At 72.9% G+C, this 13,055-nt stretch carries 9 protein-coding genes; 5 read left to right on the top strand and 4 right to left on the bottom strand.

Going from position 1 to position 13,055, the window contains the following annotated elements; all coding sequences use genetic code 11:
• Nucleotides 1–250: 250 nt before the first annotated feature.
• Nucleotides 251–547 (bottom strand): hypothetical protein, encoded by a 297-nt coding sequence (locus IG90_RS0133700; protein ID WP_030593399.1) that lies wholly within the window; start codon nucleotides 545–547, stop codon nucleotides 251–253.
• Nucleotides 548–718: 171 nt separating this feature from the next.
• Entirely contained in the window at nucleotides 719–2,368 is a 1,650-nt protein-coding gene (locus tag IG90_RS0133695; RefSeq protein ID WP_051860369.1) for a PucR family transcriptional regulator ligand-binding domain-containing protein, read from the bottom strand.
• A gap of 449 nt (nucleotides 2,369–2,817) precedes the next feature.
• On the opposite strand from IG90_RS0133695, the gene speB reads away from it, so the two are divergent.
• Complete coding sequence (gene speB, locus IG90_RS0133690) at nucleotides 2,818–3,804, top strand: agmatinase (protein ID WP_030593393.1); 987 nt, start codon at nucleotides 2,818–2,820, stop codon at nucleotides 3,802–3,804.
• Nucleotides 3,801–5,483 carry a thiamine pyrophosphate-binding protein gene (locus IG90_RS0133685; RefSeq protein ID WP_030593390.1) on the top strand — a complete coding sequence of 561 codons (1,683 nt, stop codon included), beginning with the start codon at nucleotides 3,801–3,803 and terminating at the stop codon, nucleotides 5,481–5,483. Before speB ends, IG90_RS0133685 begins: the two co-directional genes overlap by 4 nt.
• Nucleotides 5,484–5,593: 110 nt before the next feature.
• Here the strand turns inward: IG90_RS0133685 and IG90_RS0133680 are convergent, their stop codons facing one another.
• Complete coding sequence (locus IG90_RS0133680; protein WP_030593388.1) at nucleotides 5,594–5,959, bottom strand: hypothetical protein; 366 nt, start codon at nucleotides 5,957–5,959, stop codon at nucleotides 5,594–5,596.
• A gap of 295 nt (nucleotides 5,960–6,254) precedes the next feature.
• Between IG90_RS0133680 and IG90_RS0133675 the strand changes: the two genes are divergently transcribed.
• The 3 genes from IG90_RS0133675 (at nucleotide 6,255) to IG90_RS0133665 (ending at nucleotide 12,278) form a co-directional block, all read left to right on the top strand.
• On the top strand, nucleotides 6,255–9,989 hold the full coding sequence (locus IG90_RS0133675) for an ABC transporter ATP-binding protein (protein ID WP_030593385.1): 3,735 nt from the start codon (nucleotides 6,255–6,257) through the stop codon (nucleotides 9,987–9,989).
• A 294-nt stretch (nucleotides 9,990–10,283) separates the two neighbouring features.
• Complete coding sequence (locus tag IG90_RS0133670; protein WP_030593382.1) at nucleotides 10,284–10,649, top strand: hypothetical protein; 366 nt, start codon at nucleotides 10,284–10,286, stop codon at nucleotides 10,647–10,649.
• Between the two features lie 144 nt (nucleotides 10,650–10,793).
• The gene (locus tag IG90_RS0133665) at nucleotides 10,794–12,278 is read left to right on the top strand and encodes a S28 family serine protease (protein ID WP_030593380.1); all 1,485 of its coding nucleotides are present in this window, start codon (nucleotides 10,794–10,796) and stop codon (nucleotides 12,276–12,278) included.
• A gap of 48 nt (nucleotides 12,279–12,326) precedes the next feature.
• On the opposite strand, the gene IG90_RS0133660 is transcribed toward IG90_RS0133665, so the two are convergent.
• Nucleotides 12,327–13,016 carry a hypothetical protein gene (locus IG90_RS0133660; protein ID WP_033894891.1) on the bottom strand — a complete coding sequence of 230 codons (690 nt, stop codon included), beginning with the start codon at nucleotides 13,014–13,016 and terminating at the stop codon, nucleotides 12,327–12,329.
• Between the last annotated feature and the right edge of the window lie 39 nt (nucleotides 13,017–13,055).

The raw sequence follows: 13,055 nt of genomic DNA, 5'->3' as shown, positions 1-13,055 counted from the left end.
CGCACCGAACTCCACGACGCCTTCGTCTCCCTCGCCTGCAGCCTCATCTGCTGGAGACGCCTCAAGAAGTCCCGATCATGATCGTGTTACGAGCTCTTACGGAAACCTATCATCGTGATGTTCCGATATTTCGGGCCAATTGGGCAAAGCGCAGCGTACGGTCGGCGCATTTCCGAGTTCGGCGGAATATCGCCCGCAACGCGTGCCCGGTGAATTTCCAGCCATCTGGTCGTTCCTCGGCCGGAGTTGATCAGGGGCCCTTCTCCGGACCGGAAGAATGCGCCGGCGCTTCGTACCTCAGCGCCTGCCGCTGCTGTTGCAGCTTCTCCTGCTCGGCCCTCTGTTTCTCCAACGTGTGCTGGAGGAAGGACCAGCCGACGCACCCTGCGCAGAGCACGGCGGTGATGGCGATGCCCGCGAATACCTTCCCGAGCCGCTCGTCGGCGGTGCGCCGTGCGCGCCCCACGCCGAAGAGCAGGGCATCTCGCATCCTGCGGCGGCGTACTCCCACCGATTCCAGCAGTTGACTGTCGTAATCCCGTGCCACGCGATCCCCCTTTGCCACTGCAACATACCGAGGGGCGGTCACGGCGTGCACGCCAGGGGGCCGTTACGTGAGGGGCGCGGACGAGCGTCTCCACGGCCAGGTGACCCGCCGGGGACCCCTTCGTCGTAGACCAGTTGCCGACCGGGCCGGGCCGGGCGGTCCCTCCCCGGCTCACCCCTGCCGCAGCGCGAACCACAACTCCGCCCGTACGTCCATGTCGTCCAGGTCCATGCCCAGCAACTGTCCGCACCGCCCGATGCGTTGGCGCACGGTGTTGCGGTGGACGGCCAGGGCCACCGCCGTACGGTCCCAGCTGCCGTGGAGGGACAGCCAGCAGCGCAGGGTGTCGGCCAGCGGCGCGGTGAGGGGGGCGAGGAGGGCGCGGGCGTGGGCGGCCGCCTGTTCGGGCGGGACCAGGGCGGCGAGGCCGCTCGCGGGGGCGGCCACCGTCAGCGGGGCGCGGGTCGCCCGCGCGTGGGCCAGGGCCCGGGCGGCCAGCTGGTCGGCGGCGTCGAGAGCGGTGACGGGCGTGGGGGCGGACGCGCCGAGCGTCCAGCCGGGCTGCGGGGTGACCCGGGCCGGTTCCGGTCCCCGTTCTCCCGGCCGCGCGCCCGGCGTGCCGGGTTCCGGCCGTGGACCTGACGCGCCGGGTGCCGGCTCGGGCCGTGAACCTGCCTCGCCGGGTGCCGACTCCGGCCGTGAACCTGCCTCGCCGGGTGCCCGTTCCGGTTCCGTTCCGGGGCCGCCCGGCAGCAGCACCCTTACCGGCTCGTCGCCCCCGCGTCCCGCGTCGACCAGGGCCGTGCCCAGCGACGCGCCCAGGGCGCCGGCGGTCAGGGCGTCCGCCGGGGCACCGTCCGTGCGGCGGGCGTGGACCACCGTCCAGGGGCCGGTGGAGCCGAGCAGCGGGGCCACCTCGGCGGGGGAGGCGCCCAGGAACATGCGGACCAGGGCCGCCGAACGGCCCGCCGCGTCCGCGCCCTGGTGGGGGGCGGCCAGGAGGGAGAGGAGGACCACCGCGATGCCCGCCACCGTGTGGTCGCCGGACTCCCGGCGCCGGGTCGCGAGCGCCAGGACGAGGCCCTCGCCTCCGCCCAGCGCGTACGCGGCCAGGTGCGTGCCGCCGTGGGTGTCGGTGGCCGAGGTGGGGGAGGCGGGGCGTTCGCGGGCCACCACCCGGGCCAGGCGGGTCAGGGCTCCCGCCGCTTCCGGGGGCGGTCGGCGGCCCGCCGCGTGGACCTCCTCGCCCCGCGCCGTCAGCAGCACCGCCCGGCCGCCGAGCCGCGTCGCGAGCTGACGGAGGACCGCCGGTACGGGGTCGGGGCGGGCCGCCGCCGTCGCCAGGGCCTGCTGGGCCCGGGTCACCCGGCGCAGCTCGCGGTGGCGCGCCTCGGCCATCAGCCGCCACACCGCCCGCGCGATCGTGGTGAACGGGGTCTCGGGGGGCACCTCCAGCAGGGGCAGGCCGTACCGGTCGCACGCCTCGACCAGCGCCCGGGGCACCGTCTCGTGCACCGGGCGCACCCCGAACCCCAGCGCCGCCGCCCCCGCCTCCACCAGCCGGCCGACGTAGTGGTCCGGGTCCGTCAGCAGCACGCCGGCGCTCAGCAGCAGCTCGCCGCCGAGCAGGTACGGATACGGGTCGGCCATCTCCGAGGTGTGCACCCAGAGCAGGTCGGCGTCGGCCGGACCCGCGATCCGGCGCAGGCCCAGCTCCTCCCTCGCCAGGAGCTCCGCCAGCGGGATGGGCGGGGTCGGCGGGCCGGGCGGGCGGCCGGTCGGCGGAGTCGCCTGCGTGGTGTCTGAGGGAGGGGTGGGCATGGACGGTTCATCCATTCAATGCGTCGAAGGTGGAGGAAACGTACACTTCAGCGTCGGCGTTCGGCCACCTACCGTCTCCCTCGTACGTACATCTGCTTGCGCGAGACGGAGGGGAGCCCATGTCTGTCGACCACGCCGTGATCGTCGGCGGTGCTTGCCGCCTGGCGCGAGCGGTCGGCGGGGCGGGGTGGTCCGGACGCGGAGGCCGAGGCCGAGGCCGCCGAGCCCAGCCCGTCCGTGCAGCTCAGCCGGTCCGGCGTCCGAGGACGGAACCCTGCCGCTGGTGCGGGGAGAGCCCAAGGGCGCCCTCGATCGCCGGGCGGGCTTGATGTGGCCGGGCGGGCTCGGGTTGGCCGACCCGGCTCTGCTCGGCCGACCCGGCTGGAGGTTCCCGCACACTTGACACCGTACGAAACCCGTACGAATCCTGAAACGAAAGGCACACCCCCATGAGCAGCACCGATGCGCCGCGCGGCCCCGTCGACTCCTCCCGCGTCCCGCGGTACGCCGGGCCCGCGACGTTCGCCCGGCTGCCCCGGCTCGACGAGGTCGGCCGTGCCGACGTCGCCGTGGTCGGCGTGCCCTTCGACTCCGGTGTCTCCTACCGCCCCGGCGCCCGCTTCGGCGGCAACGCCATCCGTGAGGCCTCCCGGCTGCTGCGCCCGTACAACCCCGCCCAGGACGCCTCCCCCTTCGCCCTCGCCCAGGTCGCCGACGCCGGCGACATCGCGGCGAACCCGTTCAACATCAACGAGGCCGTCGAGACCATCGAGGGCGCGGCCGACGACCTGCTGGGCACCGGCGCACGCCTGATGACCCTCGGCGGCGACCACACCATCGCCCTGCCCCTCCTGCGCTCCGTCGCCAAGAAGCACGGGCCCGTCGCCCTGCTCCACTTCGACGCGCACCTGGACACCTGGGACACCTACTTCGGCGCCGAGTACACCCACGGCACCCCGTTCCGCCGGGCCGTCGAGGAGGGCATCCTCGACACCTCCGCCCTCTCCCACGTCGGCACGCGCGGCCCGCTGTACGGCAAGCAGGACCTGACCGACGACGAGAAGATGGGCTTCGGCATCGTCACCTCCGCCGACGTCATGCGGCGCGGCGTCGACGAGATCGCCGACCAGCTGCGCCGGCGCATCGGCGACCGGCCGCTCTACATCTCCATCGACATCGACGTGCTCGACCCCGCGCACGCCCCTGGCACCGGCACCCCCGAGGCAGGCGGCCTCACCTCCCGCGAGCTGCTGGAGATCCTGCGCGGGCTCGCCTCCTGCCACCTGGTCTCCGCCGACCTGGTCGAGGTCGCCCCCGCGTACGACCACGCCGAGATCACCTCGGTGGCCGCCTCGCACGCCGCGTACGAGCTGACGACGATCATGTCCCGCCAGATCGCGGCGGAGAAGGAGACGAAGAAGGCCGCAGCCAAGTGAGCCACGACCACGACGACCGGCCGCGGCTCACCGCCGCCCAGGCCGCCGCCGTGCTGGATCCGCCGGCCGGCCGCAACGGCGGCGACCTCGTCGTCGAGTCCCTCCAAGGGCTCGGCGCGACCACCGTCTTCGGGCTGCCCGGCCAGCACGCGCTCGGCATGTTCGACGCGCTGCGCCGCTCCTCCCTCCGTTACGTCGGACTCCGCGTCGAGAACAACGCGGGCTTCGCCGCCGACGCGTACGGCCGGATCACCGGTGAGGCAGCCCCGCTCCTGCTCTCGACCGGGCCCGGCGCGCTCACCTCGCTCGCCGCGCTCCAGGAGGCCGCGGCCGCCTCCGCGCCCGTCCTCGCGATCTCCAGCCAGATCCCCACGGCCGGACTCGGCGGCGGGCGGCACGGATATCTCCACGAGCTGCGCGACCAGCAGGCCTCCGTCCGCGACATCGTGAAGTCCGTCCACACCGTGCGGTCCGCCTCGCAGATCCCCTCCGCGATCGCCGCCGCCTGGGAGTCCGCGCTGACCGCGCCGCACGGGCCGGTCTGGGTGGAGATCCCGCAGGACGTGCTGCTGGCAGAGACCACGCTGCCGGTCGTCAGCGCCATGGACGCCACCCCGCGCGAGCTCCACCCGCGTCCCGAGCTGACGATCGCCGCCGCCCACCTGCTGTCGAACGCCGAGCGGCCCGTGATCATCGCGGGCGGTGGCGTCGTCCGCTCCGACGCCTCCGGCAAGCTCCTCGCGCTGGCCGAGAGGATCGACGCGCCGGTCGTCACCACCTTCGGCGGCAAGGGCGCCTTCCCCTGGGAGCACCCGCTGTCGCTGCGCTCCTGGCTGGAGGACCGGCACACCACCGACTTCCTGGAGGACGCCGACGTCCTCCTCGTCGTCGGTTCGGGCCTCGGCGAACTCTCCTCGAACTACCACACCTTCCGCCCGCGCGGCCGGGTGATCCAGATCGAGGCGGACGCCGGGAAGCTGGAGTCCAACCACCCCGCCCTCGGCATCCACTCCGACGCCCGCGAGGCCCTGTCCGACCTCCTGGAGGCCGTCGAACGGCGCGAGGACGCGGGAGCCGCCGAGCGCGTGGTGACGGTGCTGGAGAAGGTACGGGCCCGGATCGACGCCCAGGACCTCACCCTGGAGCAGCAGGTCCTCGCCGCCGTCCGCGAGGCGCTGCCCGACACCGCGCCCAGCTTCTGGGACATGACGATCCTGGCGTACTGGGCCTGGTCCGCCTTCGACGCCCGCCGCCCCAACACCATGCACTCCGCCCAGGGCGCGGGCGGCCTCGGCTACGGCTTCCCGGCGGCCATCGGCGCCGCCGCCGCCGACCCGACGAAGCCCGTGCTCGCGGTCTCCGGCGACGGCGGCGCGATGTACTCCATCGCGGAGCTGGCCACCGCCCGCCAGTACGACCTGCCGCTGACCTGGCTGATCGTCGACGACGGCGGCTACGGCATCCTGCGCGAGTACATGACGGGAGCCTTCGGCGAGGCCACCGCCACCGAGCTGTCCCGCCCGGACTTCGTCGCCCTCGCCGAGTCCTTCGGCGTCCCCGCGGTCCGTACGACACCGGAGTCCCTCGCCGGGGATCTGAGCAAGGCACTGGCTGCCCCCGGGCCGTCCGTCGTGGTGCTCCCGGCCCTGCTGCGGATGTTCGAGCCGACGCACCTGTGAGCCGCGCGGCCGTCGCTACGGGGCCGTGGTGACGGTCCGTGGCGGCGGGTCATGGCGACAGGGCCGTGGCGGCGGGCCGGGCCGGAGGGCCCCGGCCCGGCCGGGCCCGCTCACAGCTCCGCGAGCGCCTTCTGGATCGCGGCCTCCTGTGCCTGGACGCCCTCCTGGAACCGGGCCCGCTCCGCCGGGTCCCGGATCTCCCCGGGCAGCTCCCGGCGGCGCGGCAGAAGGTCCGGCAGCTGCCGGAAGATCACCGCGGCGGCGGGCCCCTGGTCCCGGTTGGTCGCCCCGGCCAGATACCGGCCCGCCTGCCACAGGTGCACGGTGAGGTGCTTGCGCGGCTCGGTGGACAGCTGCCGCCGCGTCCCGGGCTTCCCCAAGGAGTGGTGCGTGCCCACGCTGAGGCGCTCCAGAGCGGCGAGCGCCGCGTAGAGCTGTCCGCAGCGGTAGGCCTCGGTGAGCCGGTCGTTCGCCATGGTTCCTGCCCCTTCGAGATGCCCTCCGGCCCTGGGCCGGAGGTTCCGCCGCGGATTACTACCCGCCCGGCCGGGGCCCCGAACCGGCCCGGGGACCCCGGTACCGCACCCCTCGGACCATCGGCACCGTTTGCCGCCCCCTTCGTTGCGGCTCGCTGCGGCGGGATGAAATCCGCAGCCCCGGGCGTTGGTGCCTTCCGGTAGACCAGGTGGAACAGCTGGATCAGCTGGATCACGGGCGGAACATCCGGAGCAGCGGACAGACCGGCGGACGGGCCGGAACGGGAGGCAAAGCGTGACGGGCGCAGAGCAACAGGGATGGGGCCGGCGGCTGACCGGGTACGCGTGGCGGTACCGGCGCAACGTCGTGCTCGCTCTCGGCTCGTCGCTCGCCGGGATGGCCGTCATGGCCCTCGTACCGCTCATCACCAAGGTGATCATCGACGACGTGGTCACCGACCACACCCGCTCCCTCGCGGTCTGGACCGGGCTGTTCATCGGCGCGGCCGTCCTCGTCTACATAGCGACCTACATCCGCCGCTACTACGGCGGCCGGCTCGCCCTGGACGTCCAGCACGACCTGCGTACGGACATGTACGCGACCATCACCCGGCTCGACGGGAAGCGTCAGGACGAGCTGTCCACCGGGCAGGTCGTCGGCCGGGCCACCAGCGACCTCCAGCTGATCCAGGGGCTGCTGTTCATGCTCCCGATGACCATCGGGAACGTACTGCTCTTCCTCATCTCGCTGGTGATCATGGCGTGGCTCTCGCTGCCCCTGACCCTCGTCGCCCTCGCCGTCGCCCCCGCCCTCTGGTTCATCGCCCGCCGCTCCCGCACCCGCCTCTTCCCCGCCACCTGGTACGCCCAGAGTCAGGCCGCCGCCGTCGCCGGAGTCGTCGACGGGGCCGTCTCCGGTGTCCGGGTCGTCAAGGGGTTCGGCCAGGAGGACCAGGAGACCGGCAAGCTCCGCGAGGTCGGGCGCCGGCTGTTCGCCGGGCGGCTGCGCACCATCCGGCTGAACTCCCGCTACACCCCCGCCCTCCAGGCCGTGCCCGCCCTCGGCCAGGTCGCCATGCTCGCCCTCGGCGGCTGGCTGGCCACCCGGGGCGAGATCACCCTCGGCACGTTCGTCGCCTTCTCCACCTACCTCGCCCAGCTCGTCGGCCCGGTCCGGATGCTCGCCATGGTCCTCACCGTCGGCCAGCAGGCCCGCGCCGGTGTGGAACGCGTCCTGGAGCTCATCGACACCGAGCCCTCCATGCGGGACGGCACCAAGGAACTGCCCGCCGACGCCCCGGCGGGCATCGAGTTCGACGACGTCCGCTTCGGCTACGACGACGAGCGGCCGGTCCTGGACGGCTTCTCGCTCACCGTCGAACCCGGCGAGACCGTCGCCGTCGTCGGCGCGTCCGGCAGCGGCAAGTCCACCGTCTCGCTCCTGCTGCCCCGCTTCTACGACGTGTCCCACGGGGCCGTCCTCATCGGCGGCCACGACGTCCGCGAGCTCACCCAGGCGTCCCTGCGCTCCGCCATCGGGCTCGTCCCCGAGGACAGCTTCCTGTTCTCCGACACCGTCCGCGCCAACATCGCCTACGGCTTCCCCGACGCCACCCAGGAGCAGATCGAACAGGCCGCCCGCGCCGCCCAGGCCGACCGGTTCATCGCCGACCTGCCGAAGGGGTACGACACCACCGTCGGCGAGCACGGGCTCACCCTCTCCGGCGGCCAGCGCCAGCGCGTCGCCCTCGCCCGCGCCATCCTCACCGACCCCCGGCTCCTCCTCCTCGACGACGCGACCTCCGCCGTCGACGCCCGCGTCGAGCACGAGATCCACGAGGCCCTCAAGCAGGTGATGGCGGGCCGCACGACGCTGCTCATCGCCCACCGCCGCTCCACCCTCCAGCTCGCCGACCGCATCGCCGTCCTGGACGGCGGGAAGCTCGCCGCGATCGGCACCCACGAGGAGCTGGAGCGCACCTCCGCGCTCTACCGCCGCCTGCTCACCGACCCCGACGAGCTCGGCGGCACCTCGCCCGGCCACCGGCCGTCGCGCACCGGCACGGACCCGGAGGACGACGACCGCGCCCTCCAGGAGGAGCTGGACGCCGAGTTCGACGCGGAGCGCGGCATCACCCCCGCACTGTGGGTCCGCGAGGAGGAGGAGCGTGACACCACCGTCGCCGGCATGCCCGCGACACCCGAACTGCTCGCGCAGGTCGAGGCGCTGCCGCCCGCCACGGACACCCCGCAGGTCGACGAGGCCGCCGCCGTGCGGGCGGAGGAGTCCTACGGGCTGCGCCGGCTGCTGCGCGGCTTCGGCGCGGTCCTCCTGATCAGCCTCGGGCTCGTCGCCGTGGACGCGGGCATGGGCCTGCTGCTGCCGGTCCTGATCCGGCACGGCATCGACGAGGGCGTCACCCAGCTCTCGACCGGCGCGGTGTGGGCGGCCTCGGCGATCGCGCTCGTCGTCGTGCTCGTCCAGTGGGTGGCCCAGACCGGCGAGATCCGGATGACCGGCCGGACCGGCGAGCGGGTGCTCTACTCGCTCCGCCTGAAGATCTTCGCCCAGCTCCAGCGCCTCGGCCTCGACTACTACGAGCGCGAGCTGACCGGCCGGATCATGACCCGGATGACGACGGACGTGGACGCGCTCTCCACGTTCCTCCAGACCGGTCTCGTCACCGCGTTCGTCTCCGTGGTCACCTTCTTCGGCATCATGGTCGCGCTGCTCGTCCTGGACGTCCAGCTCGCCCTGGTCGTCTTCGCCACCCTGCCCGTGCTGATCATCGGCACCGTCTTCTTCCGGCGCAGCAGCGTCAAGGCGTACGAACTGGCCCGGAACCGCATCAGCGTCGTCAACGCCGACCTCCAGGAGTCCGTCTCCGGTCTCCGTATCGTCCAGGCCTTCGGCCGCGAGCAGGACGGGGCCGCCCGCTTCGCGGAGCGCAGCGACCACTACCGCCAGGCCCGGGTGCGCGGCCAGTGGCTGATCTCCGTCTACTTCCCGTTCGTCCAGCTGCTGGCCTCCGTCGCCGCGGCCGCCGTCATGATCGTCGGCGCGGGCCGGATCGACAACGGCACGCTGACCACCGGAGCCCTGGTCGCCTACCTCCTCTACATCGAGCTGTTCTTCGCCCCCGTCCAGCAGCTCTCCCAGGTCTTCGACGGCTACCAGCAGGCCACCGTCTCCCTGGGCCGCATCCAGGAGCTGCTGCGCGAGCCCACCTCGACCGTCGACCCGGACGAGCCGCTCGACGTGCTCTCGCTGCGCGGCGAGATCGCGTTCGAGGACGTCTCCTTCGCGTACGGCACCGACGAGGAGGCCCTCACCGGCGTCGACCTGCGCATCCCGGCCGGCCAGACGGTGGCGTTCGTCGGGGAGACGGGGGCCGGGAAGTCGACCCTGGTCAAGCTCGTCGCCCGGTACTACGACCCCACGAGCGGCCGGGTCACCGCCGACGGCACCGATCTGCGCCGTCTCGACATGGCCGCCTACCGGCACCGCCTCGGCGTCGTCCCGCAGGAGGCGTACCTCTTCGCCGGCACGGTCCGCGACGCCATCGCCTACGGGCTGCCCGACGCCACCGACGCCCGGGTGGAGGCCGCGGCCCGCGCGGTCGGCGCGCACGAGATGATCGCCACGCTGGAGGACGGCTACCTCCACGAGGTCGCCGAGCGCGGCCGCAACCTCTCCGCCGGACAGCGCCAGCTCATCGCACTGGCCCGCGCCGAACTCGTCGACCCGGACGTCCTGCTCCTGGACGAGGCCACCGCCGCCCTGGACCTCGCCACCGAGGCACTGGTCAACCAGGCCACCGACCGGCTCACCGGCCGCCGCACCACGCTGGTGGTGGCCCACCGGCTGACCACCGCCGCCCGCGCCGACCGTGTCGTGGTCATGGACCACGGGCGCGTCGTCGAGGACGGCACGCACGACGAGCTGCTCGCCCGGGGCGGGCGGTACGCCCGGCTGTGGCGCACCTTCATCGGCGAGGGCATAGGGGAGGACGAGCCCGCGGGCGTCTGAGAGCCCGTCGGGTGGCCTTCGACCGGAAAGCGGACGCGGCCCGGTGCGTGCGGTTCCAAAGCGCCGAGACGTCCTCGTGGCGGAGCTGCCAGGGCGTTCCGGCAACGCCGGATGCCGGGGCGTGGCCGCCCGGTCAGAGGTCACCCGACAGGCTCTGAGCCGGCCGTGCAACCTCCCGCGGGTCTGCTGCGTCGTACCCAAGGACGCGTAGGTGCGTACAGACGTCAGGTGGGGGCGAATGTGTTCGACGGAACGGTGAGGCCGACGGGACCGACGGTCGCGAGGAAGCGGCAGCTGCTGGTCCGCCTCCTCGTCCTGCCCCTGCTGGCCGGACTCGTCCCCCTGCTCGGCGCCCCCGGCACCGCGCAGGCCGCCTCCGCCTGCACCGGCCGCCCGGCGAAGACGGTCGGGTTCTCCACGGGGGAGCTGCGCGTCTACAAGAGCCGCGCCCACGTCTGTGCCGTCACCGTCGCGAAGAAGCCCGGCAAACGGCGGACGATGAGCGTCACGCTCCAGCCGCGCGGCGGACGCACCGTCTCCGACAAGGGCTCGTACACGAAGATGGCCGGGCCGGTCACGGTCAACGCGCTGAACCGCTGCGTCCGGGCCACCGGTGCGATCGGCAGGAAGTCCGTCTCCACCGGATGGATCCTCTGCTGATGTCGCCCGGATACTCCCCTGATTCCCCAGGCGTTCCCCGGGCGTTTCCCTGACCTTCCCTGCTGACACGGACAACCGGGTCTGGCGCGGCGTGTGTTGCCCCGATAAGTTCACGGCGACTGTTGTGAATCAAGGGGAGGGTGCATGCGCAAGGCGCTCACAGGGGTTCTCTCGCTCGCCGTGCTCATAGGCACGGTCGGAGCCACGGGGGCCTCGGCCGGTGCGGCCACCGCCGCGGAGCCGGCCGCGAAGCGGAGCAGCGGCGTTGCCGGAGGCGGCGAAGCGAGCAACGAGGACATCAAGGACCGCATCCTGGCCATCCCGGGGATGAGTCTGATCGAGGAGAAGCCTTACGCGGGCTACCGCTACTTCGTCCTCAGCTACACCCAGCCGGTCGACCACCGGCGCCCGTCCAAGGGCACGTTCCAGCAGCGCCTGACCCTGCTGCACAAGGACGTGAGCCGCCCGACGGTCTTCTTCACCAGCGGCTACAACGTCTCCACCAACCCCAGCCGCAGCGAGCCGACGCAGATCATCGACGGCAACCAGGTCTCGCTGGAGTACCGCTACTTCACCCCGTCCCGTCCGGCCCCGGCCGACTGGTCCAAGCTGGACATCTGGCAGGCCGCCAGCGACCAGCACCGGGTGTTCACGGCACTGAAGAAGATCTACGACAAGAAGTGGCTGGCCACCGGCGGGTCCAAGGGCGGCATGACCGCCACGTACTTCGAGCGCTTCTACCCGAAGGACATGGACGGCGTCGTCGCCTACGTCGCGCCCAACGACGTCGTGAACAACGAGGACTCGGCGTACGACCGGTTCTTCCGCGACGTCGGCACGAAGGAGTGCCGCGACAAGCTGGCCGGCGTGCAGCGCGAGGCGCTGATCCGCCGGGCCCCGCTCCAGAAGAAGTACAAGGAGCAGGCCGCCGCCAACGGCTGGACCTTCAACACCGTCGGCTCCCTCGACCGCGCCTACGAGGCCACGGTCATGGACTACGCGTGGGCGTTCTGGCAGTACAGCCTGGTCGCCGACTGCGCGGACCTCCCGGCCGACGCCAAGAAGGCCACCGACGACGACATCTGGAACTCCGTCGACTCCATCTCCGGCTTCTCCTTCTACGTGGACCAGGGCCTGGAGCCGTACACCCCGTACTACTACCAGGCGGGCACCCAGCTCGGTTCGCCGGACATCAGGCAGCCCTGGCTCGGCAACCTGAGCCGCTACGGCTACCAGCCCCCGCGCAACTTCGTGCCCCGTTCCATCCCGATGACGTTCGACCGGGGCGCGATGCGGGACATCGACCGCTGGGTCAGGAACAACGCCCGGCGGATGATGTACGTCAACGGCGAGAACGACCCCTGGAGCGCGGAGCCGTTCCGCCTCGGGCGCGGCGCGAAGGACAGCGCCGTCTACACCGTCCCCGGCGGCAACCACGGCGCGAAGGTATCCGGACTCGTCGAGGACGAGAAGGCGAAGGCCACCGCCGCGATCCTGCGCTGGGCGGGCGTCGCTCCGGCGGCCGTCGAGGCGGACCCGTCGAAGGCGAGGCCGCTGGCGAAGTTCGACACCAGGCTGGACAAGCGCAACGGCGAGATCGAGCGCGACGAGGCCACGCTGCGCCGGTAGCCCTCACGCCGCCGCCCCGGCCGCACGTACGTGGGCTGCGCCCGCGGGTCACCTTCCCGGTGTCCGGCGGGCGCAGCCCACCGGCCTGTCCCCGCCCAGGGCGACGAACAGGTCCGTGGCGCCGGGGCACTGCGCCCGCCGCTGCACCGCCGATTCCACCCGGTAGCGAGGCGCGCGTCCGCCCACGTCCTCGCAGGCGGTCTCCGTGACCTCGCCCGCACGGGAGCCCGTGACACAGTCCCCGACCACGGTCAGCGGGCCGCCGCCCCGCCCCGGGTCGCCCGGATGCGGTGGCTCCAGATTCCGCATGCAGGCGTAGCCGGTGGTGAGCCGGGAACGGGCCCCGGTGCCCGTCTCGGAGACATGCAGGACGAAGTCGGTGGGGTCAGGACAGGGCGGGCCCGACGACGGGGTGCCGAGGTGCCGGGCGAGGACGGTGGCCGCGGCCTTCTCGCTGCGGCAGAACACCTCCCGGATCTCCGGGCCCCGCGAACTGCAGTCGCCGGGCCCGAGGAACACCACCCCGTACGGGGACGGGCCGGGCGATCCGGGGGCGGGCCCCCGGTCGTCGGTGACCGTCCCGTCCGAAACCTGGCAGGCCGTCAGCAGAAGCGCGGCCGTCGCTACGGTCACGGCCAGTGCCGCGATCCGGACCGGTGGCGCGATCCGGTCCGCGACCTGGACCGGCAGTGGGGCCGGCCGTCGACGCCGGGCCCCCGGGGAAGCGTGCTCGTCCATGAAAACCCCCGATGCGTCCGTAAAGACGTACACCCGGCG

This window comes from Streptomyces anulatus (genome assembly GCF_000721175.1).
Classification (GTDB): Bacteria; Actinomycetota; Actinomycetes; order Streptomycetales; family Streptomycetaceae; genus Streptomyces; species Streptomyces anulatus_C.
The sequence above is the reverse complement of the archived record's forward strand: the minus strand, read 5'-3'. Positions and strand labels throughout refer to the sequence as shown.

Bases quoted from the DNA above. Each gene is read 5' to 3' on its own strand.
- IG90_RS0133660 (WP_033894891.1), bottom strand. From the start codon at position 13,016: ATGGACGAGCACGCTTCCCCGGGGGCCCGGCGTCGACGGCCGGCCCCA.
- IG90_RS0133695 (WP_051860369.1), bottom strand. From the start codon at position 2,368: ATGCCCACCCCTCCCTCAGACACCACGCAGGCGACTCCGCCGACCGGC.
- IG90_RS0133680 (WP_030593388.1), bottom strand. From the start codon at position 5,959: ATGGCGAACGACCGGCTCACCGAGGCCTACCGCTGCGGACAGCTCTAC.
- IG90_RS0133665 (WP_030593380.1), top strand. From the start codon at position 10,794: ATGCGCAAGGCGCTCACAGGGGTTCTCTCGCTCGCCGTGCTCATAGGC.
- speB (WP_030593393.1), top strand. From the start codon at position 2,818: ATGAGCAGCACCGATGCGCCGCGCGGCCCCGTCGACTCCTCCCGCGTC.